20 protein-coding genes and 1 tRNA gene are annotated in these 24867 nt (G+C 61.0%); 9 read left to right on the top strand and 12 right to left on the bottom strand.

Annotated elements, in window-relative coordinates; genetic code table 11:
• Positions 1-51: 51 nt before the first annotated feature.
• On the top strand, positions 52-360 hold the full coding sequence (locus tag ACESTR_RS14995; protein WP_014776406.1) for a hypothetical protein: 309 nt from the start codon (positions 52-54) through the stop codon (positions 358-360).
• Here ACESTR_RS14995 and ACESTR_RS15000 read toward each other — a convergent pair.
• Together ACESTR_RS15000 and ACESTR_RS15005 are read right to left on the bottom strand one after the other, a co-directional pair.
• Positions 357-1292: a DUF1848 domain-containing protein gene (locus ACESTR_RS15000; protein ID WP_278975171.1), complete on the bottom strand. Its 936-nt coding sequence runs from the start codon at positions 1290-1292 to the stop codon at positions 357-359. The genes ACESTR_RS14995 and ACESTR_RS15000 overlap by 4 nt on opposite strands.
• Positions 1293-1456: 164 nt before the next feature.
• On the bottom strand, positions 1457-2338 hold the full coding sequence (locus ACESTR_RS15005) for a DMT family transporter (RefSeq protein WP_278975169.1): 882 nt from the start codon (positions 2336-2338) through the stop codon (positions 1457-1459).
• 230 nt (positions 2339-2568) lie between these two features.
• Here ACESTR_RS15005 and ACESTR_RS15010 point away from each other — a divergent pair, with 230 nt between their 5' ends.
• Entirely contained in the window at positions 2569-3189 is a 621-nt protein-coding gene (locus ACESTR_RS15010; RefSeq protein WP_130063841.1) for a CatB-related O-acetyltransferase, read from the top strand.
• 318 nt (positions 3190-3507) lie between these two features.
• Here ACESTR_RS15010 and ACESTR_RS15015 read toward each other — a convergent pair whose 3' ends face one another.
• The 10 genes from ACESTR_RS15015 to ACESTR_RS15060 form a co-directional block, all read right to left on the bottom strand.
• The gene (locus ACESTR_RS15015; protein ID WP_042493801.1) at positions 3508-4395 is read right to left on the bottom strand and encodes a bifunctional methionine sulfoxide reductase B/A protein; all 888 of its coding nucleotides are present in this window, start codon (positions 4393-4395) and stop codon (positions 3508-3510) included.
• 82 nt (positions 4396-4477) lie between these two features.
• Positions 4478-5719, bottom strand: a complete 1242-nt coding sequence (gene hutI, locus ACESTR_RS15020) for an imidazolonepropionase (protein WP_227042924.1) — start codon at positions 5717-5719, stop codon at positions 4478-4480.
• Positions 5716-7197 (bottom strand): histidine ammonia-lyase, encoded by a 1482-nt coding sequence (gene hutH / locus ACESTR_RS15025; RefSeq protein WP_014776401.1) that lies wholly within the window; start codon positions 7195-7197, stop codon positions 5716-5718. Before hutH ends, hutI begins: the two co-directional genes overlap by 4 nt.
• Positions 7198-7213: 16 nt before the next feature.
• Positions 7214-9235: a urocanate hydratase gene (locus ACESTR_RS15030; protein ID WP_373179395.1), complete on the bottom strand. Its 2022-nt coding sequence runs from the start codon at positions 9233-9235 to the stop codon at positions 7214-7216.
• Positions 9236-9240: 5 nt separating this feature from the next.
• Positions 9241-10938 carry a glutamate formimidoyltransferase gene (gene ftcD, locus ACESTR_RS15035; protein WP_195559644.1) on the bottom strand — a complete coding sequence of 566 codons (1698 nt, stop codon included), beginning with the start codon at positions 10936-10938 and terminating at the stop codon, positions 9241-9243.
• A 301-nt stretch (positions 10939-11239) separates the two neighbouring features.
• A complete protein-coding gene (locus tag ACESTR_RS15040) occupies positions 11240-13222 on the bottom strand; it encodes a TonB-dependent receptor plug domain-containing protein (RefSeq protein ID WP_373179396.1) in 1983 nt (660 codons plus the stop codon).
• Positions 13223-13682: 460 nt separating this feature from the next.
• The gene (locus ACESTR_RS15045) at positions 13683-14990 is read right to left on the bottom strand and encodes a cysteate synthase (RefSeq protein ID WP_278713727.1); all 1308 of its coding nucleotides are present in this window, start codon (positions 14988-14990) and stop codon (positions 13683-13685) included.
• 19 nt (positions 14991-15009) lie between these two features.
• Complete coding sequence (nspC, locus tag ACESTR_RS15050; RefSeq protein ID WP_022044155.1) at positions 15010-16140, bottom strand: carboxynorspermidine decarboxylase; 1131 nt, start codon at positions 16138-16140, stop codon at positions 15010-15012.
• Positions 16141-16444: 304 nt separating this feature from the next.
• The gene (locus ACESTR_RS15055) at positions 16445-17566 is read right to left on the bottom strand and encodes an OmpA family protein (protein WP_130063851.1); all 1122 of its coding nucleotides are present in this window, start codon (positions 17564-17566) and stop codon (positions 16445-16447) included.
• Positions 17567-17931: 365 nt separating this feature from the next.
• Complete coding sequence (locus ACESTR_RS15060) at positions 17932-19122, bottom strand: saccharopine dehydrogenase family protein (RefSeq protein ID WP_014776394.1); 1191 nt, start codon at positions 19120-19122, stop codon at positions 17932-17934.
• A gap of 130 nt (positions 19123-19252) precedes the next feature.
• Here ACESTR_RS15060 and ACESTR_RS15065 point away from each other — a divergent pair.
• The 7 genes from ACESTR_RS15065 to ACESTR_RS15095 form a co-directional block, all read left to right on the top strand.
• A tRNA-Lys gene (locus ACESTR_RS15065) sits at positions 19253-19325 on the top strand.
• A 169-nt stretch (positions 19326-19494) separates the two neighbouring features.
• Positions 19495-20559, top strand: a complete 1065-nt coding sequence (locus ACESTR_RS15070; RefSeq protein WP_302989154.1) for a nucleotidyltransferase family protein — start codon at positions 19495-19497, stop codon at positions 20557-20559.
• Positions 20560-21060: 501 nt separating this feature from the next.
• Positions 21061-21597, top strand: a complete 537-nt coding sequence (locus ACESTR_RS15075) for a UpxY family transcription antiterminator (RefSeq protein ID WP_039940443.1) — start codon at positions 21061-21063, stop codon at positions 21595-21597.
• A gap of 74 nt (positions 21598-21671) precedes the next feature.
• Entirely contained in the window at positions 21672-23066 is a 1395-nt protein-coding gene (locus tag ACESTR_RS15080) for an undecaprenyl-phosphate glucose phosphotransferase (RefSeq protein ID WP_009598141.1), read from the top strand.
• A gap of 12 nt (positions 23067-23078) precedes the next feature.
• Complete coding sequence (gene rfbA, locus ACESTR_RS15085; RefSeq protein ID WP_278973001.1) at positions 23079-23957, top strand: glucose-1-phosphate thymidylyltransferase RfbA; 879 nt, start codon at positions 23079-23081, stop codon at positions 23955-23957.
• 4 nt (positions 23958-23961) lie between these two features.
• On the top strand, positions 23962-24534 hold the full coding sequence (gene rfbC / locus ACESTR_RS15090; RefSeq protein ID WP_278972999.1) for a dTDP-4-dehydrorhamnose 3,5-epimerase: 573 nt from the start codon (positions 23962-23964) through the stop codon (positions 24532-24534).
• Positions 24527-24867, top strand: a 341-nt coding sequence (locus ACESTR_RS15095) for a sugar nucleotide-binding protein (protein ID WP_373179397.1), incomplete at its 3' end; no start/stop codon positions are given. The genes rfbC and ACESTR_RS15095, both read left to right, overlap by 8 nt.

Raw genomic sequence — 24867 nt, forward strand, 5'->3', positions numbered from 1 at the left:
TATGGCGATATTTGCCCGCGTATCTTTGCCGAAACTTAAAACCGAACGATTATGGGACGGGCAAGAGAAAACTTCAACGACGTCTATTTCAAAGACCTGCGCGGACAGCAGATGTCTTTCGCAGGTTACGCCAATGTACTGAGGCACATTTTCTGGAACCTGATGGACGGACACTCGATGGTCCGCGAATCGGAGAAGTGCAATTACACGATCGAAGCTTGGGGACGCCGCTGCTATCTGGTTCAGACCAACCGCGAAACCAAGGCAATCGACCGCTATGAAATCCTGAACTGCACCTACGAACAGCTTCGGGGCAAAATATCGAAACGACACGAAGCGGAAGAGGTTCCGGCGCGCTAAAACGGCAGCCGCCGTTCGCACCGCAGGCTCTTCATTTCGCGCTCCCTGATCACGTCATCCCCGCCCACCCGGCCGATCATCAGCGGGGAGTCGGGATCGTGCCTGCGGCGGTTGTATTCCGCCGTGTTGTAGTTGCCTTTGATCGCATAGCAGTAGGCGCAGCCGTTCAGGCAGGTTTCGTACGTGCCGACGTCGATGCTTTCGATGCAGTTGCACACCTGCCGCTGGTTTTTGTCTTTTTTCGCAGCTATGGGATAACCGGCGATCCGCTCGACCAGCCCGCGGTCGATGCACATTCCGGACGGAATCCCCAGATGACGCAGATCGACCTTCACGGTGCAGGTTTCCAGCGCAATCGGGTACGGTTCCAGCGCCCGGACGAACGACTTCGCCATGACTTCGATCTCGTCCCGGCGCAGCGGACCGACGCCCAGCTCACCCAGCGCACCGCGAATATGACGGTAATGGTCGATAAATCCGAGCATGCACTTCGCGGTATGGTCGCGCAGGGCACGGGCGATTCGGGCGAAGGCTTCGCAGTGGAACCCGACGTCGTATTTCCCGTTGGTCAGAATCGGATCGTAACGCCAGATCACCCGGTCGCGGCCGATTGCGTCCGACAGCCGCTTGAAAGTTTCGATCCGCCGGGAAAGATCCGGCAGGCGGTTCTCCACGTCGGCGCCATAGGGGTTGAGCGTGAATTGGAAGTAGTATTTATAGCGTTCCAGCTCCCTGAGCCGCGGAAGCATCGGCGCCGGATTCTTGGTCCAGAAGACGATGCAGTCCACCACGGCCGGATCGAGGCTGATCCGGCTGACGGCCTTGGGGTTGAAGGGGTTGGGCACCAAGAGATACCCTTCCCGCAGGCGGTTGAAAAACCACGGGGCATAGAAAGCCGGAATATCGGTCCGGCGGCTGGCGCTGATAATCATATTGTAATAACGGTCAATCTCCCCGCTCTATTTTTCCCGGCCGCAAATTTCGGCGCGCCCGGCATTTCGCTGTCATGCCGGCGTCTCTTCCCTGCCTTTTCCGGCACAAATCTGCCGACGCTGCGCGGCGAAATCGGTCCGGCCGGACAGGCGGCCGCCAACTCCTATTGCGACCGGCGGCCGGTGCGGAGAACGACGACGCTCACGGCGGCCACGATCAGCAGAATCCCCGCGGCCCCCTGCGCGGTAAAAGGTTCGCCGAAGACCGCGACGCCGATGACGACGGCCGTCAGCGGCTCCAAGGCTCCGAAAATCGAAGTCAGCGTCGGCCCGATACGCTTGATCGCCTGCACCAGCGTCATGTTGGAGAGGGCCGTGGCGGGAAGCGCGAGACCGAGGATGCAGAGCCACGTCATGCCGTCGGTTTCGATCCGGACGCCGCCCGTCAGCAGGCCGCCGAGGATAAAATAGAGCGCCCCCAGCCCCATGACATAGCAGGTCAGCACCGCCGAGTCGATCTCCACGGCCCGGCTCTTGCGCACCCCGACGATATAGCCGCCGTATGAAAAGACCGAAACGCAGGCCGAAACCATGCCGAGCGCACTATTTTCCACCGTGAAATCGACATTTCCCAGCGAGAGCAGCACCGCGCCGACGACGGACATGCCGATAGCGGCGAAAACCCACGCAGAGCCTTTCTCGCGGAAGAAACACATCATGGCGAGAGCCACGGCGAGCGGATACATGAAATAAATGGTCGATGCGACGCCGCTGGCGATATGCTGATAGGCGATGATAAGGCTCAGCGACGTGGCGGCGCGAAAAAGGCTCAGCAGGAAGACGGTGACCAATTCGCGGCGTCCCAGCCGGAAACTCCGTCCCGAACACACGGCCAGTGCACCCGGAAACAACGCCGCGACGCCCCAGCGGTAGGACAGCGCCTCGAACGGCGAATAGCCCCCGGCGAGCAGCAGCGTGAAGAGCGGCGCCAATCCGAAGGTGGACGACGACAGCGCCGCATAGAGAATACCTTTTGCACGTTCCATAAAACGGATTTACGGCTGCAAATGTAGAAAATATATCCCCGGTTGATACTCCCCCGATGCAGGAATTGCCGCCGGAAGCCGCATTCCGCGCAGCTCCTTTCCTGCCAAGATACTGCGGCAAATTCCTGCAACGGAAATATTTCGTCGCCGGACCGCCGGTTTGCGGGGATTTTTTCGCAATTTTGCAGGAAATGCGGCGGCCCGGCAAAGGCGGCGCAACGAAACACACGATGAATACGAAAACATATCCCCGCACGAACGACCGCCGGACGATCTATCTGAATACGGTGATCGACAACCCCTATATCGAGGTCGGCGACTACACGATCTACAACGATTTCGTGAACGACCCGGCAGAGTTCGAAAAGAACAACGTCCTGTACCACTACCCGATCAACAAGGACCGGCTGGTCATCGGCAAATTCTGCTCCATCGCCTGCGGCGCGCGGTTCCTGTTCAACAGCGCGAACCACACGCTCGGCTCGCTGGCCAATTACACCTTTCCGCTCTTCTTCGAGGAGTGGGAACTCGACCGGGCGAACGTCGCCGCGGCGTGGGACAACAAGGGCGACATCATCATCGGCAACGACGTATGGATCGGTTACGAAGCGGTCATCATGGCGGGCGTCAGGATCGGCGACGGCGCCGTGATCGCGGCGCGGGCCGTCGTCACACGGGACGTTCCGCCCTACACGATCGTGGGCGGCGTCCCGGCCAAAACGATACGGCCGCGTTTCGACGACAGAGCGGCCGCACGGCTGCTGGAGCTGCAATGGTGGAACTGGCCGGTCGAAAAGATCCGCGCAAACCTGCCCCGCATCATGCGGGGCGAAATCGACAAGCTGGTGTGATCTGGCAGGCGAGACGGCACTGCGGATAAATTCCGCAGGAGAATTCCCGGCCGACATCCTGCATACGGTTCGAGAGCAAGCAGAGCCGTATGGTTCGCCGGGCGATCCGACGCGATCGTACAACAACGACGGTTTTCGGGAACTCAGAAGGTTCGCAGTCCGGCCTGCATATACGACAAGGCTCCCCGCTGTGAAGCGGAGAGCCTTATTTTCCGGCAACCCGGCCGCGGTTTTCACACCGGATCGGACATAGAGTCTTCTCCGGCCTGTAAAACGCGCCGGCTTTCTTCCCGGCCGGCCGACGCAGCGGCAGGCCGGCTAAAACCGTTTGGTATAGGCGTGGCAGTACGGAAGCGTACCCTTGCGCTTGTAATACTGTTGGTGATAATCTTCGGCGGGCCAGAACCGGCCTGCAGGGGTAACCTCGGTCACGACGTCGTACCCTCTGCGGCGCAGCTCGCCGATCAGCTTTTCGGCCGTCTGCTGCTGGGCGGGCGTCGTATAGAAAATCTCGGAACGGTATTGGTCGCCGAGATCCGGGCCCTGCCCGTCGAGCTGCGTCGGATCGTGAATCTCGAAAAAGAACTTCGCCAGCTTTTCATACGACACCTTCGCCGGATCGAACGTCACGCGCACCGCTTCGGCATGCCCCGTGGTATGGCTGCACACCTGCTCGTAGGTGGGGTTTTCGGTCCTGCCGCCGGTGTAGCCCGATTCGACCTTCAGCACGCCGGGCATCTTGGACAGCAGGTACTCCACGCCCCAGAAACAGCCTCCGGCGAAAATCGCGGTTTCGGGCCCCTCCTTTTTCTGCGCCTGCTCCCCTCCGGCGGCCGGCTGTTCGCCGGCTTTCGCTTCGGGTTCGAAGAGAAGCGAAACCGAATTGACGCAGTGGCGCGTATTCTTCGGTGTAAATTCCTCGCCGACAAACACATGTCCCAAGTGAGCCCCGCATTTGGCGCAGGTGATCTCGGTGCGCCGTCCGTCGGCGTCGGGCGTCCGCGTCACGGCGCCCGGAATCTCGTCGTCGAAACTGGGCCAGCCGCACCCCGCGTCGAACTTGTCGGCGGAACGGTACAGCGGCGCGCCGCATTGGCGGCAGTGGTATACGCCCGCCTCGCGGTGGTCATAATATCGGCCCGTAAAGGGTGCTTCGGTACCCTTGTCGACGATCACACGTCGCTCTTCCGGTGTCAGCGGTTTCATATTCTGTCCGTTTACGGCTCCCGACAGCAGGAGACCGATTGTTAAAATCAATAATCGCATACGAATCCCTCCGGGTCAAAAACTACGCCACATACTCCTCGCCGCGCAGGAATACCCGGCGGATGAGCGGCGTCGTATAGGCATAAGGCAGGAATTCGACCGAAGGTATCGGTTTGGTGATGAAGAAATTGGCAACTTTACCTACAGTAACGGAACCGTAGCTGCGGCTCAGGCCCATGGCGTAGGCGCCGTTGAGCGTCGCGGCGTTGATCGCTTCGGCCGGGGTCATTTTCATGCGGATGCAGGCCAGCGATACGACCATGCGCATATCGCCCGAAGGCGACGAGCCGGGATTGTAGTCCGAAGCCAGCGCCACGCCCAGCCCCGCGCGGATCATCTCGCGGGCCGGCGGATAGCTCATGCCGAGGAAGAACGCCGCGCCGGGCAGCATCGTCGGCGAGGTCACCGCGCCGCGCAGCGCCCGAATCTCCGCTTCGCCCATGCGTTCGAGGTGATCGACCGAGAGGGCGCCGTACTCCACGCCCACCTGCACGCCGCCCGAAACGGCCAGTTCGTTGGCGTGAATCTTCGGCTGCATGCCCAGCTTGCGTCCGGCCTTCATGATGCGGGCCGTCTGTTCCACGGTAAAGAACCCTTCGTCGCAGAAGACATCGACGAAATCGGCCAGTTTTCCGGCCGCCACGGCCGGGAGCATTTCGTTGCAGACCAGCTCCACGTATTCCTCCTGCCGGCCGATATAGCTCCGAGGTACGGCATGGGCGCCGAGGAACGTGGCGCGCACGGCCAGCGGAGCCGTCTCGCGGATGCGGCGGATGACGCGCAGCATCTTCAGTTCGTCTTCGGTCGTAAGACCATAGCCGCTCTTGATCTCGACGCAGCCCGTTCCCTTCGCGGCGATCTCGCGCACGCGCTCCATCGCCTGCGCGTAAAGCTCCTCTTCCGAAGTTTCGTGCAGCAGGTCGGCCGAATTGAGGATACCTCCGCCGCGGCGGGCTATCTCCTCGTAGCTCAGGCCGTTGATCTTGTCGAGAAACTCCCGTTCGCGGCTTCCGGCATAGACCAGATGCGTGTGGGAGTCGCAGAACGACGGGAAGAGCATGCCCCCTTCGGCGTCGACGGTTCTGTCCGCGGCCATTTCACCGAGCGTCTCCATGCGCCCGAATGCGGCGATCCGGCCGTCGTCGGCCAGCAGCCACGCATCGTCGAGCGTCTCCAAGCGGTCCATCTCCCCGCCGCAGAGCCGAAGCCGTCCGGCGGTCTCGATGCCGACGATTTTGCCGATGTTCTTTACCAGAAGTCTCATGATTTGCGGATGAATCGGATGGATGATTCGATATGCGGGTACATCACCGAATCGTTGTCGATGAAGGGCACCTCTTTGCGGTATTCGGCGACGAGACGTTCGAGCGTCTCCGACGAGCGCGCCGGACGGCGGAATTCGAGCGCCTGCGCGGCGTTGAAAAGCTCGATGGCCAGCACCCGTTCGGTGTTGCACACCACGCGGTAGAGTTTGGTCGCGGCGTTGGACCCCATGCTCACATGGTCCTCCTGCCCCTGCGACGAGGGGATCGAATCGACCGACGCGGGCATGCAGAGCCCCTTCGACTGGCTGACGATCGAGGCCGCCGTGTACTGGGGAATCATGAAGCCGCTGTTCAGCCCCGGCTTGGCGACGAGGAAGGCCGGCAACTCGCGCGCACCGGAGATCAGTTTGTAGGTGCGGCGTTCGGAGATGCTGCCCAGCTCCGCGAGCGCGATGGCCAGAAAATCCATCGCCAGCGCGATGGGCTGACCGTGGAAATTGCCCGCCGAGACGACCATATCCTCTTCGGGGAAGACCGTCGGATTGTCGGTGGTGCTGTTGATTTCGGTCGTCAGCACGCCCTCCACATAGTCGATCGTGTCTTTCGACGCCCCGTGCACCTGCGGGATGCAGCGGAAGGAGTAGGGATCCTGCACATGCTTCTTCGGACGGGCGATCAGCTCGCTGCCTTCGAGCAGACGGCGGATGTTGCGGGCCGTGGTGAGCTGGCCCTTGTGCGCGCGGATCAGATGCACCTCGTCGCAGAAGGGTTCGATGCGGCCGTCGAAAGCGTCGAGCGACAGCGCGCCGATGCGGTCGGCCCACTCGCTCAGGCGGCGCGCCCCGATCAGCGACCAGACGCCGTATGCGCTCATGAACTGGGTGCCGTTCAGCAGGGCCAGCCCCTCCTTGGATTCGAGCCGGATCGGCTGCCAGCCCCGCTCGGCCAGCACCTCGGCGGCAGGCCGGACACGGCCTTCGCACTCCACTTCGCCCAGTCCCAGCAGCGGCAAGCTCATATGCGCCAGCGGCGCCAAGTCGCCCGAAGCTCCGAGCGACCCCTGCTGATAGACCACGGGCAGTACGTCGTTGTTGAAAAAGTCGATCAGCCGCTCCACGGTCGCCAGCTGCACGCCGGAATGGCCGTAGGAGAGCGACTGTATCTTGAGCAGAAGGATCAGTTTCACGATCTCGGAGGGGACGCGCTCGCCCGTCCCGCAGGCGTGCGACATGACGAGGTTCTTCTGCAGCTGGGCCAGCTCGTCGTACCCTACCGAAATGTCGCACAACGATCCGAAACCGGTGGTGATGCCGTAAACCGGGCGTTCGGGGTTTTCCATCTTGCGGTCGAGGTATTCGCGGCAGCGGACGATGCGTGCGCGGGCATCGTCGCTCAGGGCCAGCGGCAGACGGCGGAAGAGGATTTCGCGGATGCGGTCGATCGAAAGATGCTGCGCGGAGATAAGATGATGTTCCATGTGAGGTAATCCTTGTTTATTCGTTTTCTTTCAAGACATTGCGTATCATTTCTTCGTCGGCGGCATTGGGCAGCGTCACCTGCAGGCCGGGCGTGCGCTCCATCTCGCGCCGGATCGCCGACACAGCCCCCTCGTTGCGCGCCCAGCTGCGGCGGGCGATGCCGTTGTTCACGTCCCACAGCAGCATTTCGCGGATGCGGCGGTCGGAAGCTTCCGAACCGTCGATCACCATGCCGAAGCCGCCGTTTATCACCTCGCCCCAGCCTACGCCGCCGCCGTTGTGGATCGAGACCCACGTTGCGCCGCGGAACGAGTCGCCGATGACGTTCTGCACGGCCATGTCGGCCGTAAGGTTCGACCCGTCGTAGATGTTCGAGGTCTCGCGGTAGGGCGAATCGGTGCCCGAAACGTCGTGGTGGTCGCGGCCCAGCACCACGGGAGCCGTAAGGCGTCCGTCGGCGATGGCCCGGTTGAAAGCCTGCGCGATTTTCGTGCGGCCTTCGCTGTCCGCATAGAGGATACGGGCCTGCGAACCGACGACGAGCCGATTGCGGCCCGCTTCGCGGATCCAGTGGATGTTGTCGTCGAGCTGGCCCGCGATTTCGGCGGGAGCCGTGCGGCGGATCTCCTCCAGCACTTCGGCCGCGAGGCGGTCGGTAAGTTCGAGGTCTTCGGTTTTTCCCGATGTGCAGACCCAGCGGAAAGGTCCGAAGCCGTAGTCGAAGAACATCGGTCCCATGATGTCCTGCACGTAGGAGGGATAACGGAACCGGCCGCCCTCGCCCATCACGGCAGCTCCGGCGCGCGAAGCCTCCAGCAGGAAGGCGTTTCCGTAATCGAAGAAGTACATGCCGCGAGCCGTCAGCTTATTGATCGCATCGACCTGACGGCGCAGCGACTCCTGCACGCATTCGCGGAAACGGGCAGGCTCCTCGGCCATCATCTTGTTCGAAGCCTCGTAGCTCACGTCCACCGGATAATAACCGCCCGCCCACGGATTATGCAGCGAAGTCTGGTCGGAACCCAGATCCACCGGAATCTCTTCGGCGGCGAGCCGCTCCCAGAGGTCCACGACATTGCCCACATAGGCCATCGAAACCGCTTCGCGCTCCCGGCAGGCCAGGCGGATGCGGGGAATCAGCTCGTCGAGCGAATCGTGCAGTTCATCGACCCAGCCCTGTTCGTGACGCTTCTGCGCCGCCTTGGGGTTGATCTCGGCGATAACGCTCACCACGCCCGAAATGGTCCCCGCCTTGGGCTGTGCGCCCGACATGCCGCCCAGTCCCGACGAGACGAAGAGCATGCCGCGAGCGTCGCGGCGATCGGCGGTGAAGCGTTTGCGGGCGGCGTTCATCACCGTGATCGTCGTCCCGTGAACGATGCCCTGCGGCCCGATATACATATAGGAACCCGCGGTCATCTGTCCGTACTGCGACACGCCGAGGGCGTTCATGCGCTCCCAGTCGTCGGGTTTCGAGTAGTTGGGAATCACCATGCCGTTGGTCACCACCACGCGCGGAGCGTCGGGGTGCGACGGGAACAGCCCCAGCGGATGGCCCGAATACATCGCCAGCGTCTGGCTGTCGGTCATCTCCGAGAGGTATTTCATCGTCAGACGGTACTGCGCCCAGTTCTGGAATACCGCGCCGTTGCCGCCGTAGGTGATCAGCTCGTGCGGATGCTGGGCCACGGCCTTGTCGAGGTTGTTCTGGATCATCAGCATGATCGCCGCGGCCTGACGGCACTTGCAGGGGTATTGGTCGATCGGCCGGGCGTACATCTCGTAATCGGGACGCAGGCGGTACATATAAATACGCCCGTATTTGCGCAGCTCCTCGGCAAACTCCTTGGCCAGCACGGCGTGGTGTTTGGCAGGGAAGTAGCGCAGAGCGTTTTTGATCGCCAGCACCTGCTCCTCAGGCGTCAGAATCTCCTTGCGCTTGGGAACGTGGTTGATCTGCCTGTCATAAGGTTTCGCGGCGGGCAGCCGGTCGGGAATACCCGCACGAATATCGTTTTGGAACTCTTGCAGTGTCATATGGTTCAAATTTTACGTTCTACGATTTCCAGCACTTCGCGCTCGGCCCGTTCAGCGGCGGCGGCGACGGAGTTCGCCTCAGCGACGAGCGCGTCGGCCGCAGCCCGGTCTTTCAGTCCGGCGGCGTTGATCTTGACGTTGAGACACGCCCCCAGCACCGCGCTGCGGGCCGCAAGCGCACCGACGCCCGCATCGGAGACCGAATTGGGATTGCCCTCGGCGGCCATGGCGCGCACGATCGCGAAGACCTCGAACGCCGTTTTCATCGTCCGCAGCGGAACCTGCGTGGCGTAGAGCGTCGCCGCCTGCAAAGCCGCACTGCGGGCCGCCTTCTCCTCGTCGGTCGATTTGGGCATGGCGAAAACGTCCATGATGCGGTTGAACGCCGCAGTGTCTTCGTCCACCAGATGCAGCAGCTCGCGCAGCAACGCCTGCCCCTTCTCGGCCCAGCCGGAGAACTCCTCCCAGCGGTCGTCCCAGCCCGCCTTATGCGACGAGAGGTTGGCTACCATCGTGCCGAGGGCCGCGCCCAGCGCGCCCATATAGGCCGCGATGGAACCGCCGCCCGGAGCGGGCGATTCGCTCGCCGTCTCCTCAGCGAACCCTTTGCAGGTCATGTCGATAAGCCGCTTCTTCTGATCCTCCGCTTCAAGCAGGTATTCGATCACTTTTTCCTTGGGATCGAAGGGTTTCAGGTCGTCCAGCCCCATCGACTTGACGGCGATGCGGACGATCTCCTCCTCGGCGATGCCCGCCGAACGCTGTTGTTTGCGGAGGAAATACCGCCCCGCTTCCAGCAGGGCGCGTTTCGGCACGAGACCCACGATCTCAGTGCCCGTCACACGCACGCCGCGGGCATCGGCCTTGCGGCACACCTCGTCGAAAGCGACATGTAGCGGCGTTACGGCGATGTCGGTGATGTTCATCGAAACCTGCGCGATGCCGTACTCCTCGATAAACCAGCCGATAGCCTTGGTCGCCCGGAGCGTACCCGGCCGCATCAGAGGATTGCCGTCGGCATCCCTGACCACCTTGCCCGTGATCGGATTGCCCTCGCGGACGGGACGGCCCTTTTCGCGCACGTCGAAGGCGATGGCGTTGGCGCGGCGCGTGGAGGTGGTATTGAGGTTGAAATTCACGGCGATCAGGAAATCGCGCGCACCGACGGTCGTGGCGCCCGTGCGGGCTACCCCCTCGTCGAACGGACGCGCCCCGAAATCGGGCGCCGACTCCTCGTGCGCCAGCTTTTCGGGCAGCGCCTCGTATTCCCCTTCGCGGCAGACGGCCAGATTGCGTCGCCGGGGCGTAAACGCCGCGGCTTCGTAACAATAGGTCGGGACATGCAGTTCCCCGGCGATACGCTCGGCCAGTTTGCGGGCCAGTTCGGCGCACTCTTCGAGCGTGATGCCCGCGATCGGGATCAGCGGCAGCACGTCCGTAGCGCCCATGCGCGGATGCGCCCCCTTGTGTTTGCGCATGTCGATCAGCTCGGCGGCCTTTTTCACCCCCGCGAAAGCCGCTTCGACGACGGCTTCGGGCGAGCCGACGAACGTGACAACGGTGCGGTTGGTCGCTTCGCCGGGATCGACGTCCAGCACTTTGACGCCCCCGGAGGTTTCGATGGCCGATACGATCCGGCCGATTACTGCCTTGTCGCGTCCCTCGCTGAAGTTGGGGACGCATTCCACGATACGCTTTTCCATATGTTGTGCGGTTATATTGATTCTTCTTTTCAAAGATAAGAAAAACCCGGACAAAACTGAAAAATTCGTAAGGAAAAAAGGAGGTTCACATGCTGAAATGACACCATCGGGGAATTATCGTACAAAAGCGGGCGTCCGCAGCCGCCGGAGAAAACCGCCGAAGGAGGGTCCCGCCGGGGAAAGCCGCCCGGCGACAAAAAAGCCCGCCGCACGAGGCGACGGGCAGGATTGCAGCCGGAAAAAGGAGAGCGACCGGGTTCCCGCGCCTTATGCGGCGGGCGGGAGCGCGGCCGGAGAGAGGTCAGCGGCCGATGGTCAGCACCACGCCGCCCGTGACCCATGCGCCGGGCAGGCGGATGCCGCCCAGATCGCAGTAACGAGTATCGGTGATGTTCGTGGCATCGACATAGAGCCGGCAGACGCCTTTTCCCCACGACAGACGGCCGTCGAGCAGGAAATAGGGTTCGTAGTCGCGCACCTGAGAAACGGAAGCGTCGCCCGGCGTCGGATAGTCCGTATAACTGCCGTTGCGGTCGTAAACCGAAGCGGTCAGCGCCAGCGACATGCGGCGCAGGAAACGCACTTCGACGGCCAATGCAGCCTTGTGCTTCATGAAGTCCATGGCGCTGCGGGCGACGATCTCCGTATTGCGGTCGGTCGTGATGTAGCCGTAAGAGAGCGTCGCACGCCGCAGGAAACCTTCGGCGGCGGCATAGCCGCCCGTCAGCTCGACACCGTAGGTATCGAGACGGCTGGTCTGCTCGGAGTGCCACTTGCCGTCCATATCCTCGCGCCACACCCAGTCGATGATGTCGCGTCCGGCACGGTAGTAGGTGCGCAGCGAAGCGTTCCAGCGGCCCTTTACATAATCGGCTTCAATGCGGTATGTCACAGCCTTTTCCGGAATCAGGTCGAGGTTGTTGATCTGCGCCGGCGAGGAGTAATAGAGATCGGTGAAGGTCGGCAGGCGCATCGACTGCGACGCCCCGACGGCCAGACGCAGTCCCGCAGCGGGCCGCCAGCCGCCCGAAACGTTCCACAACGCCGAAGTGCCGTAAGGCGTCAGGCTGACGCCGGCCGAAGCGGCCGCATCGAAGCGCCGCCACTGCTTGGCGTGACGCAGCCAGACGTTGCCCGTATGGCGGGCCTTGGCATGCGTGTAATGGCCGTGCGGTACGGAGAGTTTTTCACCGAGATTGGTGCTGTAGATATGGTTGAAGGCATAGTCGCCGCCGAGCGAGGTCGTACCGCCGGCCCAATCGAAGTCGGTCCAGAGCCGCGCGCCCGCATTGTCGGTATTGTGGCGGTTCATCACTGTGCCGCGCGTCCAGTCGTAGCGGTCGAAATTCTTGCGGTAGCTCGCCGAGGCCCCCAGCGAGAAGCGTCCGGCCTGCCTGAGCCACCGCAGCGACGCCAGCGAAGTGGAGGTGCCCTCCCACTGGTCGGGATTGTAGGCCGCATAGAAACCGTTGGAGCCGAAGCCGCGGTTCTGCCAGCCGGCTTGGAAATCGAAGAATCCGAGCCGCCGCGTCTCGTAGGTCGCACGCAGGAAGGCGTTGCCGTTGGTGAAATCGGTGTTGTGCCGGTAGCCGTCGCTGCGGCGGTAGGAACCTGCGGCGAGCAGCGAGAAGCGGCCCGCAGTCACGGCGCCCGAAAGGTTGGCGTAAGCATACCCGTACTGGCCGCCCGTACCCTCGAAACGCAGGTAGGTCGGCCTGAGGGGAGCCGTGCGGATATTGACCGCCCCGGCGTAGGCCCCGACGCCCGGCACGCCGTCCAGCAGATCGACGGCCGAAATGCAGTCGAGATCGACCGGAAGCGAGTGGGACTGGTGCCCGGTGCGGGCGTCCGTAAAATCAATGCCGTTGAGAAGGACCATCGTCTGGTCGAAAGAGCCTCCCCGAATGAAGATGTCGGCCTGCATGCCCTTGCCCCCGCGTTCGCGGATATCGACCGAAGGTGCGAGGCGCAGGGCGGACTCCAGAGTCTGGACGGGCGCTGCGGCCTGTGCTTTCCGGTCGAAAAGCGGGGTTTGCGACTGTACGTTGCGCGTCGGGGCAGTCTGGCTGCCCGATATGCCGACCTCGTCGATCCTCAGCGTACGGAGGACGGCGGCCGTGTCGGCATGCTGCGCAGACGCACTTTGCGTCGCGAGCAAGAGGATCGACATCGTCGCGGCGAGGACTCCGATGGTTACATGGCGGTGCAGGCTCGCAAAGGCCGACCAGCCTTTGCGGCTCCAACGCCTGAAGCAGGGAGTCTGCTTTGCTTGGATGTTTTTCATCTTGTTTTTTGTTGGGTTGATAAAATAATTTACAGCGGTCGGAAAGCGGGTCCGGCTGCGCCCCCGCTTTTCAAACCGCTGCAAAGGTAACTTTTTCCGGCAGCTTTCCGACTTTTGCAGCCATTTCTTTTTCAACATTGCGCGCTTATGCGCTCCCGGCCGCCGGCTGAGCGGCGCGGGCGGTTAGGTCCGCATCCGCGTTTACAGCCGTCAGCGCCGCCGCAAAGCGGCGCTCCGCGGGAAGCACGCCGCACCGGCAGCTGCCGGCATCGGGAAAGGCACGAGCCGGGGAGGGCCGCATCCCCCGCCGGTTCGAAAAAGGTCAGGAGAAACGGGAGCGCACTCACGCCGACACAAATCTGCCGGAAACCCTGCAAAAAAAAAATTCCGGGGAGAATTTTCTCCCCGGAACCAATCGGCGACCGCTGCAACCGAAGGTGCAGACAATCTATGTATCGTGCTATTCTGCAATGTTTTTCGCAAACAGCGCCTCGACCTTGGCGACCACGTCGTCCGTGTCGGGTTCGAGCGGGAAAACGTGGCTCGGCTTGAGGTACCACAGCTCCTTGTCCTCCTTGAAATGCTCCTCGCCGCCGCCCGTGATGTTGAGCATGACGACGGCGTCCTTCTCGATCTTGCCCGCGGCGACCGCATTGACAAGCGACGCGAGCGCGATGCCCGACGCCGAGTAGATATCGACGCCCTCCAGCTCCTTGAAGAGTTTGCGGGCCTTGCGGGCCATGGCGTTGGTGGCGACGAAGAATTCGCCGCCGGTAGCCTTCAGCGCGTCGTACAGACCGCCCGTAATGCCGTACGGCGGACGGCGGTTCGAGAGTACTTTGGCGTCGATGATCTCCGCATCGCGGCGCGCCTTGTCATCCTCGTAGGCCAGCATCTTGCGCGAACCGGCCTGCCATGCGTCGTACATCGGCACGAAAGGCGCATTCTGCGACACCATGAGTTTCATGGTGTTCGAACCGAAGCGGCCGTCCTCGATCAGGCGCATGTTGGCTTCCCATGCGGCGATGGCTCCCGTACCGCTGCCCACGGCCTGAAAATAGTAGTCGGGAATGCGGCCGATGGTCGTCACGGCCGAAAGAACCGTCGTGGCCATGCCGTCGCGGCGGGCGATGTTCTTCGCACCGCCCTCGGCATAGAAGCCGGGGCCTTTAAGGGCGATGTCGCTCAGGTGGATGGCGTCGAAATAGTCGCCGCCCTTCTCGCACGAAATGAGTTTCACGCAGGGGTTGAGCGGATGCTCGAACCAGAGGGCCTCGATATTGTCGTAAGGCACCGACAACAGCAGTTTGATGTGGTTGTCGGAGCATACCTTGGCGAAGGCGCGGGCCGTATTGCCGGCCGAGGCCACCACCAGCACGCGCTCTTCGTCCTCGGCGGCACGCGCGCAGACCGAGAAAGCTTCGGTCTCCTTGAACGAGCAGGTGGACATCGTGGCGCCGATGGCCGGATAGTAGCCGTTGAAGGTTATGTAGAGGTTCTCAAGTCCGAGGTGCCGGGCAAGCCCCTTGCTCTTGTAAGTGACGGGCGCCGAAGAGCCTTTGAGCATGCGGCGGACGGGAAGCCAGTCGCAGAATTTGTAGAAACCGTATTCGTCGGGTTTCACTTCGAGCTGCCTGCGGGCGTACTTGGCGCGCACGAGCGACGGCGTCTTGCACTGCGGATCGGCAAGCATCCAGCCCGTATCTTCGAATTCGCGCCCCGTGGCGACGCACTCAAGCGTGTAGGGAGTAGGTGTAAAATCTTTCATTTATTTGTTTTTGTGTTATTTACGACATGCGGTTCCTGAAGTCCTCGTAGCCGAATTCGCGGACGACGTCGATGCGGCCGTCGCGGCGGGCGATGACGATGGCGGGATGCGCCACGCCGTTGAACATCGTGGTTTTGACCATCGTATAGTGGATCATATCTTCGAAAACGATGCGCTCGCCCACTTTCAGCTCATGGTCGAAGGCCCAGTCGCCGTAATAGTCGCCCGCAAGACAGCTCGTGCCGCCCATGCGCCAGCGCTTCTCGCCTTCGGCGGGTTCGTGCGCCCCGACGATCGCCGGTTTGTAGGGCATTTCGAGGCAGTCGGGCATATGGCAGGCGAACGACACGTCGAGCATGGCGGTATGCACGCCGGCGTTCTCGACCAAGTCTTCAATTGTCGAAACCAGATATCCTGTGCGCCAAGTAAATGCACTGCCCGGTTCGAGGATCAGCCGCAAGTGCGGATGGCGGGCCTTGAACTCCCGGAGCAGCGCGATCAGCTCGTCGCAGTCGTACTCGGCGTGCGTCATCAGGTGGCCGCCGCCCATATTAAGCCATTTGATCCGGTCGAGGTATTGGCCGAAGTGTTTTTCGACGGCTTCGAGCGCCAGCCGCAGGTGGTGCGGACGCGACTCGCAGAGCACGTGGAAATGCAGACCGTCGATTCCCGCCGGCAGCTCCTTCAGGAGGTCGGCCGTAACGCCCAGACGCGAACCCGGAACGCAGGGGTTGTAGAGGTCGGTCTCGACGGGCGAATACTGGGGATTGATACGCAGTCCGCACGAAATGCCGCGCAGCAGGGCCATCGGTCCGAAACGCTCGAACTGGGCGACGGAATTGAAGGTGATATGGTCGCTGCAGCGAAGTATCTCTTCGATATTGCGGTCGGTATAGACCGGGGCGTAGGTATGGGCGGGGCGGCCGAACTCCTCGAAAACAAGACGCGCTTCGGCGGCGGAAGAGGCCGTCGCGCCGTCGCTGTGGCGGGCCAGTTCGGGAAAGATGCTCCACATGGCGCAGGCCTTCAGAGCCACGATAATTTCAGCGCCCGATTCGCGGCGCACACGGTCGATTATCGCCAGATTACGGTCCAGCAACTCTTCGTCGAGGACGTAACACGGAGAAGGCAGTTTCAAGAAGTCAATCATCGAGTCGTTTTATTTCAAAACAGTTGCAAAAATAGCAATTTCCCTGCTAAAACCGCACGGCTCAGGGTGTGAATTGCTATCAAATAGGTATTTATACTTAGCCGTCGGACGGCACGCGGCAAATCGGCACAGGAATGCGGGAAGCACAGGCCTATAAGGGAGATGATGTGAAACCGGCCGCCGGGCTGTCCAACAAGTCCTATTCTTACGATTTCACCCCCGTCAGAGTTTGTTCTGACAGGGGTGATTTTCAATTTCGGGGAGTCGTCAGACAGCCGCTACAAGCCGGTAAGGGTGCAGTCCCCTACTTCGCGATACAGATGCTGACGCGGTTTTTCTCGACGCCGGGGAACGGCTGGGCGGTGTCTCCCCTGCCCTCGGCGCTGATGCGGGAGGCGGCGATACCGGCCTTCTTCAGGGCGGCGGCGACGCTCTCGGCGCGCAGCTTGGAAATTTTCAGATTGACGGCATGCGAACCGGTCGCAGCATCGGCATAGCCGAGGATTTCGACATTCGCTTCGGGATTGGCCTTCAGGTACTCGACCAGCGCGCCGACCTTGGCCTCTTCGGTGGTGCGGATCTGCGACGAGCCGATCCGGAAGAAGATGTTTTCACGCAGCTCGGCCGGTCGCTTGGCAACGGCCGCAGGAGCCGGAGCAGGCGTCTCCTTCACCGCGGGTTTCTCCTCGACGGGAGCGGGAGCGGGTTCCGGCGCAGGGGTCGGGGCCGGAGCGGGAACGACCGCCGCCGTGCGGGCTTTCTTATGGTTCTTGCCGAAGCGGAATGTGAAGCCGCCCAGCGCGTTGAACTGCCAGTCGAGGTTGCCGGCCTTCTTCGAGTTGTACTTGTCGGAGAGCATGTTGGCATTCACTTCCACCCCAAGCAGCACACAGTCCGACAAGCGGAAATTCACGCCGAGACCCAGACGGCCCGCAACGAACACTTTGCTTCCGGACCAGATGTTGCCCAGCCGATAGCCGCTGTCGTTCAGGGCGTTGGCCTCGTCGTTGTCGAACGCTCCGTTCAGGCCGACACCGGCGAACAGGAAGGGATTGACCGTCCGGCGGGGATTGAAGCGGCCGAAAAGGTTGGCCAGATCGAGCGTGGCTTCGACATTGCCCTGCAGGTATTTATACTGATAGGTAGTTTGGGGCGACACCCATGCGCCCTTGCTCTGCCAGCCGCTCAGGCCGAAACGCAGCCCCCAGACGGGCGAGAACTGATACCCGGCCGACAATGCCGCGGCGGGCGATACGAGTTTGCCGAAAGGCCCTTCGCCGAGCGTATAGGACGCTCCGGCCTGCACCTGCATAAACCAGTGCGGGTTGAATTCCGATTTCTCTTGCTTATTCGCAGCTTGTGCGAAAACCGGCGCCGTGCACATCACAAGCGCGCCTAACGTACATAGGATACATTTCATTTTCATAACTATCAAGTGGGTTAATTGACAGCCAAAGATAATAAAATTGTATCATATATTATACATACTCAGCCGGAAAAATCTCCCTCCGGAAAAAGCGCGGACCTGCGGCGGAGGTATCGGACCGCGATTCGGCATAGCGGAGCGCGCCCCGGTTCAATATCTATCGACGACCACGACGCGGTCGGCTGTGCACACCGAGATAATCTTCAGCCCCAGCAGGACGGGCCACGATCGGCATACAAAACCCGGCGGAAATCTGCGCCGGGGAGGGGCCGCTGCCGGGTATGAAAAAAGCGCAAACAGAATCGTCTGTTCGCGCTTTGCGGATTGTCGCACCTTGCGGGGAATATCGGAAACGGGTCTGCGGATCAAAGCTCGATATCGGTATCGAAAAGCTCGTGCCACGGCAGCCCCTGCTCGCCCAGCTCGGCCAAGAACGGATCGGGATCGAACTCCTCGACGTTGAAGACGCCGGCGCCGCGCCAAAGGCCCTTGGCCCACATCGACGCGCCGAGCGCCGCGGGAACGCCCGTGGTGAAGCTGACGGCCTGCGTGCCGGTCTCCTTGAAAGCCTGCTCGTGGTCGCAGTTGTTATAGATATAATAGGTGCGTTCCTTGCCGTCCTTGACGCCCCGGATGCGGCAGCCGATCGAGGTCTGGCCGTGGTAGTTGGCGCCGAGCGACTTGGGATCGGGCAGCACCGCCTTGAGGAACTGGATCGGGACGATCTCGACGCCGTTGTAGATGATCGGGTCGATACGCGCCATGCCGATATTCTGAATCACGCGCAGGTGCGTGAGGTACTCCTGACCGAAGGTCATCCAGAAACGGGCGCGCTTGATGGTCGGATAGTTCTTGACGAGCGATTCGAGCTCCTCGTGGTAGATCACGTAGGATTCGCGCTCGCCGATGCCGGGATAGTTGAGCGGACGGTGGATTTCGTGCGGCTCGGTGACGACCCATTCGCCGTTTTCGTAATAGCGGCCCTTCTGCGTCACCTCGCGGATGTTGATTTCGGGGTTGAAGTTCGTGGCGAAGGCCATGCCGTGATTGCCGGCGTTGCAGTCCACGATATCGAGGTAATGAATCTCGTCGAAATGGTGCTTGGCGGCATAGGCCGTGAAGATGGCCGTAACGCCCGGATCGAAACCGCAGCCGAGGATCGCCGTCAGCCCCGCGGCCTTGAAGCGGTCCTGATAGGCCCACTGCCACGAATATTCGAAATGCGCCTCGTCCTTGGGCTCGTAATTGGCCGTGTCGAGGTAGTTGCAGCCGCATTCGAGGCAGGCGTCCATGATCGTCAGGTCCTGATAAGGCAGGGCCACGTTGACCACGATGTCGGGACGGAACGCGCGGAAGAGTTCGCACAATTCGGCCACATTGTCGGCATCGACCTGCGCGGTCTTGACACGGCCGCCGCCGATAGCCGCCGCAACGGCGTCGCACTTGGATTTGGTACGGCTGGCCAGCATCACGTCCGTAAAAACGGGATTGGCGGCGATTTTTTGGGTTACGACCGTTCCGACGCCTCCGGCACCGATAATTAACGCTTTACACATAGGTAATATGAGTTTAGAATTGAATTTTTTCACTTAAACGCCTACAAAAATATCGTTTTATTTTGGTAAAACAAAAATATTCTATACATTTGCACCACCAAAAACGGGAAACACCCCTCTTGGTATCGGAGATTCCGTAGCTCAGCTGGTAGAGCACAACACTTTTAATGTTGGGGTCCTGGGTTCGAGCCCCAGCGGGATCACAGAAAAGAGTCCGAAACTCGGCGAAACGTCCTGAATCATTCGGGACGTTTTTTCATTTGCCCCGCTCCGCAAAACTCCGGCCGTTCGGCAAGATCTTGAATATTTGCGGAAATCCGCTATCTTTGCACGGCAACGACACTACACCACCGCAACACTCAAAAGCATCTTATGTATTCGGAAAACGATACCCGCCACTTCTTTCAGCTGCTGCGCAGCGGGCTGAAACCGGACTGCGCTCCGGCTGTCACCGGGAAAATCTCAGCACGGCAATGGGACGACATCTTCCGCATGGCGGCCGATCAGGGCGTATGCGCGGTGATCGGAGACGGCATGGAGCGTCTGCCCGAAAAGCTACGGCCGCCGCGGGATATTCGGCTCCGCTGGGCCTTGACGGCCGAAAGGCAGGAGAAACGCTACCGCCGCCAGCAGGAAAAGACCGCGAAGATGGCGGCAGCCTTCGCCGAAAACGGCATCCGCATGCTCGTACTGAAGGGGCTGGGGCTGAGCAGGGACTACCCCGTTCCGGCGCATCGTGAGTGCGGCGACATCGACATCTACCTGTTCGGGGCCTCCGACGAAGGCGACCGCCTGCTGCTGCAAATGGGGGCGCAGCCCTATTTCGACGTTCCGAAACATTCGTCCCATACGTGGGACGGCATTCTGATCGAAAATCACCGGACCATTCTCAATGTCCGGCGCAACCGGAACGAACGGGAACTGAACGCCCTGCTGACGGCAGTGCTGGAGCAGGAGGGCGTGTGCGAAATCGGCGAAAACATCGCCGTCCCGCCGGCAACCTTCAACGCGATATACCTGCTCCGCCACGCGGCCGTACACTACCAGAAGGAGGGAATCGCCGTCCGGCATCTCTGCGACTGGGCCTGCTTTCTGGAGCGGCACGGCCATGAAATCGACCGGCAACTGTTCCACAAAGCGCTGGCCGACTACCGGCTGGACCGTTTCGAAGCGCTGATGACGGCCGCCGCCGTCCGGTATCTGGGCACCGAAGTTCCGGAGCCGGCCTGCGATGCAGGCATGCTGGAGCGTTTCATGCGGGAAATATACGCCATGCGCCCCATGCCGACCCGGACGCTGCCCAAGCTCTATTTCAAGCTGTTCAGCCCCATACACAACCGCTGGCGGCTGCGCCGCGTCCTGCGGACGTCCCCGTGGCGCTATTATTACGACACGATACGCGCCCAGTGGAACGAAAGGTTCACCCTGTTCCGATAATGCGCCGCAGGCCGCGCAGGGAAGTGCGGACGCAGCGCCGTACGGCCCGCCGCATCGGCACGGCAAGGGCGGCAGACCGGCGCCCGTCACCCGGCGGCGGCCGCGAATACGCCGAACAGGCCGCCGGGCCGGCGAAGAAGTCTTCTTTCGCCTAAAAATCAAAAAAATCGTCCGTTTATTGCCAATTAAAAATAAAAGATTAACTTTGCGTCCGAAAGGAAAACCGATATGCACCGTTTGGGGCGTGCCGGTACGACAAAGGACATAAAGAGGCGCGAATCCGGAATTTCCGGACCTTTTTGTGCCCTTTATTGTTTAGGCTGCAAACGGAATCGACCCGCCGCGGTGTTGCCGTATGGGGAAAATTGCTTATATTTGCACCGGACGAAAGGATGTGCAGGTCCTATGGGTAGGAATGCACGCGAGCGAATGTTTCAATAAACCGAATCAAAACGACTGACAACCGCACTTCGTCTGCGGAGGTGTCCCCAAGGTGTGCCCATGTGTGAAGAGCCGCAAACCGAACAGCAATGGTACGCAATACGTGTCACGTACAGCCGGGAAATGGCCGCAAAGAGCTATCTGGACAGTATCGGGATCGAGAGCTACGTACCCATGCACTTCGCTGAACGGACCTACGGCGGCAAAAGACGCAAGGTCTGGGAGCCGCTGATCCACAACCTGCTGTTCATCCGCACATCGGCCGACCGGCTGCGGGAGATAAAAGCGACCACCACCCTTCCGATCCGCTACATCATGGACCGCGAAAGCAAATCGCCGACGGTTATTCCGGAGCGGCAGATGCAGGACTTCATGGCCGTCGTCGCCACGCAGAACGAGCACGTCGAAATCGTCGCGCCGCAGGACGTGGATCTGGAAAAGGGAGATCCGGTACGCGTCACGGAGGGCATATTCGCCGGAATCGAAGGCCGCTACATCCGCCACAAGGGACACAGCAAGGTCGCCGTGGCGATCCGCAACGTCGCAACCGCCCTGACGGCCTATATTCCGCTGAAATACATCGCAAAAATAGATTAACAATTCGCAGTAACATCCATACGTAATCCGACATACGTTCAATACGGAAATTAACGCCTCTAAATTTTCGATTTATGAAACAAGTCATGCAGGAATCCCTGCTGATCAAGCTTCCTGTAATTATCGGTGATCTATTTCTACTCAATCTTTCTTGGATATTCGCGCTGACGCTGTTTCCCCAGCCGGCATATGTCGCCCACTCGCTGGAGATATTCGCCTGTCTCAACATCTGTTTCATCCCCGGACTTTCGTGGTTCGGCGTGATCCTCTCTTCGCGGATCGTTCCCTACGAGGAGATCATACGCCGCGTGTTTTACGTCGTACTCTGCCACATCGGATTCTTTACACTGATACAGACCGTATGGAGTTACGGCCTGCTGCCGCTCCGGCTGATCGGCGTCTTCTACATATCGCTCACCGTCGCGCTGATGCTGTGGCGCTACATCTGCCGCATGGCGGTCAAGATCACCCGCGGACACGGACGCAACTCGCGGCGGGTCATCATCGTCGGCAGCAAGGACAATGCGCTGGAGGTGTATCACGAAATGGTGGACAACACCAGCACCGGCTACCGCGTACTCGGTTTTTTCAGCAACCATGACGACAAGGCCCTGCCCGGCAACACCCCGTGTCTGGGCAGCGTAGACGAAGCCCTGCCGTGGCTGAAACGCCACCCGGTCAACGAGGTGTACTGCTGCCTCTCCACCGACCGCTATCTGGAGGAGATATTCCCGATCATGGACTACTGCGAAAACAATTTCGTGCGGTTCTACTATGTGCCCAACCTGCGCAACTACATGAAACGCGCGATGAACCTCGAACTGCTGGGCAACGTACCGATCCTCTATATCCGCGAAGAGCCGCTGCGGCAGGTTTCGAACCGTTTCGTCAAACGCGCGTTCGACGTCGCGGTATCCGGCGCCTTCCTCTGCACACTCTTCCCCGTCGTCTATCTCTTCGTGGCCTTGGGCATCAAGCTGACTTCGAAAGGCCCGGTATTCTTCATTCAGGAGCGCAGCGGCGAAAACGGCCGCACGTTCGGCTGCATCAAGTTCCGGTCGATGCGCGTAAACGACGAGGCCGACCGGGTGCAGGCGACGAAAAACGATCCGCGCAAGACCCGTTTCGGCAGCTTCCTGCGCAAATCGAGCATCGACGAGCTTCCCCAGTTCATCAACGTGCTGAAAGGCGACATGTCGATCGTCGGTCCCCGTCCCCACATGCTCCAGCACACCGAGCTTTACTCCAAGCTGGTCAATAAATACATGGTGCGCCACCTGATCAAGCCCGGCATCACGGGCTGGGCGCAGGTGACGGGATACCGCGGCGAGACCCACGAGTTGAGCCAGATGGAGGGCCGCGTGCGCCGCGACATCTGGTATCTCGAAAACTGGTCTCTGCTGCTGGATATACGCATCATGCTCCTGACGGTGTGGAATGCGCTGAAGCGGGATGAAAACGCATATTAATTCACTTGAATAATGAAAGGCATCATTTTGGCGGGCGGCAGCGGCAGTCGGCTGTATCCGATCACAAAGGGGGTCAGCAAGCAGCTGCTTCCGGTCTACGACAAGCCGATGGTCTATTACCCGCTCTCGGCGCTTCTTCTAGCGGGCATCCGCGAAATCCTCGTGATCTCGACTCCGGAGGACCTTCCGGGTTTCCGGCGTCTGCTGGGCGACGGCTCCGACTACGGCGTGCGTATCGACTACGCGGCACAGCCATCTCCGGACGGTCTTGCACAGGCATTCCTTATCGGCGAGGATTTCCTCGGCGGCGATTCCGCGTGCCTCGTTCTTGGCGACAACATCTTCTACGGTTCCGGTTTCACGGGTCTTCTTCGCGAGGCCGTCCGTACGGCCGAGGAGGATGGCAAGGCCACGGTCTTCGGCTACCGTGTCGACGATCCGGGCCGCTACGGGGTCGCGGAGTTCGACGATAAGGGCAACTGCCTTTCGATCGAGGAGAAACCCGCCCATCCGAAGTCTAACTACGCAGTCGTGGGCCTGTACTTCTATCCGAACAAGGTCGTGGATGTGGCCAAGAGCATCAAGCCCTCGGCCCGCGGGGAGCTTGAGATCACGAGCGTGAACCAGTGTTTCCTGCAAAGCGGCGAGCTGAAGGTGCAGACGCTCCAGCGCGGCTTCGCATGGCTGGATACGGGCACGCACGACTCCTTGGCCGAGGCCTCGATCTTCGTGGAGGTCATCGAGAAGCGTCAGGGACTTAAGATCGCCTGTCTGGAAGGCATCGCCTACCGCAACGGGTGGATCACGGCGGACAAGCTGCGCGCACTTGCCGAGCCGATGCTCAGAAACCAGTACGGACAATACCTTTTGAAACTCCTCGACGAAAAATAATCCCATGAAAGTTCTGCCAACCGCCATAGAGGGCGTTGTTATCCTAGAGCCGGAGGTTTTCGGCGACGCGCGGGGTTACTTCTTCGAGAGCTACTCGCAGCGCCGCTTCGACGCAGAGGTCCGTCCCGTGCGGTTCGTGCAGGACAACGAATCGCACTCACGCTACGGCGTGCTGCGGGGCCTCCATTTCCAGAAGGGGCGGTACTCCCAGTCGAAACTCGTCCGCGTGGTCCGGGGCCGCGTGCTCGACGTCGCGGTGGATATCCGCCGCGGCTCCCCTACGTTCGGCCGCCACGTGGCGGTGGAGCTGACGGAAGACAACAAGCGTCAGTTCTTCATCCCGCGGGGCTTCGCGCACGGCTTCGCCGTGCTGAGCGACGAAGCGACGTTCCAGTACAAGTGCGACAACCCCTACGCCCCCGAATCGGAGGGCGCCATTGCATGGAACGACCCGTCGCTGGGTATCGACTGGCGTCTGGCCCCCGAAGATGTCGTCCTCTCGCCCAAGGACAGCGCCCACCCGCTGCTGTCGGAGGCCGGGGAACTGTTCGACTATAACGAAGACTATTATGCTTAATATCCTGATTACGGGCGCGAACGGTCAGCTTGGCAGCTCCCTGCGGCGTCTGGGCTGTGTCTCGCCCCACAACTATATCTGTACGGACGTCGCGGAACTAGACATCACCGATGCGGCAGCCGTTCTGCGAACGGTCGAGGAGCGGCGCATCGACGTTATCGTAAACTGCGCGGCCTACACCGACGTGGAGCGGGCCGAGGAGGACGAACCGCGTGCGGACCTGCTGAACCACAAGGCTGCGGGCAACCTCGCGGCGGCGGCCAAGGCGACGGGCGCGACGCTGTTCCACGTCTCGACGGACTACGTCTTCGACGGCACGGCCCATACGCCCTA

Origin of the sequence: Alistipes sp. DJF_B185 (assembly GCF_964250025.1) — a bacterium.
Taxonomy (GTDB): domain Bacteria; phylum Bacteroidota; class Bacteroidia; order Bacteroidales; family Rikenellaceae; genus Alistipes; species Alistipes finegoldii.

Excerpts from the sequence above, each read along its gene's own strand:
- ACESTR_RS14995 (WP_014776406.1), top strand. The coding sequence starts at position 52 with ATGGGACGGGCAAGAGAAAACTTCAACGACGTCTATTTCAAAGACCTG.
- ACESTR_RS15000 (WP_278975171.1), bottom strand. The coding sequence starts at position 1,292 with ATGATTATCAGCGCCAGCCGCCGGACCGATATTCCGGCTTTCTATGCC.
- ACESTR_RS15005 (WP_278975169.1), bottom strand. The coding sequence starts at position 2,338 with ATGGAACGTGCAAAAGGTATTCTCTATGCGGCGCTGTCGTCGTCCACC.
- ACESTR_RS15010 (WP_130063841.1), top strand. The coding sequence starts at position 2,569 with ATGAATACGAAAACATATCCCCGCACGAACGACCGCCGGACGATCTAT.
- ACESTR_RS15015 (WP_042493801.1), bottom strand. The coding sequence starts at position 4,395 with ATGAAACCGCTGACACCGGAAGAGCGACGTGTGATCGTCGACAAGGGT.
- hutI (WP_227042924.1), bottom strand. The coding sequence starts at position 5,719 with ATGAGACTTCTGGTAAAGAACATCGGCAAAATCGTCGGCATCGAGACC.
- hutH (WP_014776401.1), bottom strand. The coding sequence starts at position 7,197 with ATGGAACATCATCTTATCTCCGCGCAGCATCTTTCGATCGACCGCATC.
- ACESTR_RS15030 (WP_373179395.1), bottom strand. The coding sequence starts at position 9,235 with ATGACACTGCAAGAGTTCCAAAACGATATTCGTGCGGGTATTCCCGAC.
- ftcD (WP_195559644.1), bottom strand. The coding sequence starts at position 10,938 with ATGGAAAAGCGTATCGTGGAATGCGTCCCCAACTTCAGCGAGGGACGC.
- ACESTR_RS15040 (WP_373179396.1), bottom strand. The coding sequence starts at position 13,222 with ATGAAAAACATCCAAGCAAAGCAGACTCCCTGCTTCAGGCGTTGGAGC.
- ACESTR_RS15045 (WP_278713727.1), bottom strand. The coding sequence starts at position 14,990 with ATGAAAGATTTTACACCTACTCCCTACACGCTTGAGTGCGTCGCCACG.
- nspC (WP_022044155.1), bottom strand. The coding sequence starts at position 16,140 with ATGATTGACTTCTTGAAACTGCCTTCTCCGTGTTACGTCCTCGACGAA.
- ACESTR_RS15055 (WP_130063851.1), bottom strand. The coding sequence starts at position 17,566 with ATGAAAATGAAATGTATCCTATGTACGTTAGGCGCGCTTGTGATGTGC.
- ACESTR_RS15060 (WP_014776394.1), bottom strand. The coding sequence starts at position 19,122 with ATGTGTAAAGCGTTAATTATCGGTGCCGGAGGCGTCGGAACGGTCGTA.
- ACESTR_RS15070 (WP_302989154.1), top strand. The coding sequence starts at position 19,495 with ATGTATTCGGAAAACGATACCCGCCACTTCTTTCAGCTGCTGCGCAGC.
- ACESTR_RS15075 (WP_039940443.1), top strand. The coding sequence starts at position 21,061 with ATGTGTGAAGAGCCGCAAACCGAACAGCAATGGTACGCAATACGTGTC.
- ACESTR_RS15080 (WP_009598141.1), top strand. The coding sequence starts at position 21,672 with ATGAAACAAGTCATGCAGGAATCCCTGCTGATCAAGCTTCCTGTAATT.
- rfbA (WP_278973001.1), top strand. The coding sequence starts at position 23,079 with ATGAAAGGCATCATTTTGGCGGGCGGCAGCGGCAGTCGGCTGTATCCG.
- rfbC (WP_278972999.1), top strand. The coding sequence starts at position 23,962 with ATGAAAGTTCTGCCAACCGCCATAGAGGGCGTTGTTATCCTAGAGCCG.